At 73.0% G+C, this 248-nt stretch carries 1 pseudogene; it reads right to left on the bottom strand.

The annotated features are described in order from the left end of the window. A pseudogene (locus tag SB822_RS59540) lies at nucleotides 1-248 on the bottom strand (peptidase); the annotation flags it as partial.

Genomic DNA, 248 nt, shown 5'->3' on the forward strand with positions numbered 1-248 from the left:
GGGCTGACCAGCTGCCAGAGCGCGGCCGATTCGGCTGCCGGGCTGTCGGCGCGGAACGAGCGGTTCGGGTCGATCGCATCGGGGTTCCAGCGATGGATGCGCTCGTAGCCCCAGGGGCTGACGCAGGGCACGACCAGCAGGTTGGCACGCCCGGCGTAGGTCGCCGCTGGGCCGCGCAGGAATGCCAGCGCGCCGTGCACGCCGCTGGTTTCGTAACCGTGGACGCCGCCGGTCACCAGCGCGGTCGG

The organism is Paraburkholderia sp. SIMBA_054, assembly GCF_046534875.1.
In the GTDB taxonomy this organism is placed as follows: domain Bacteria; phylum Pseudomonadota; class Gammaproteobacteria; order Burkholderiales; family Burkholderiaceae; genus Paraburkholderia; species Paraburkholderia hospita.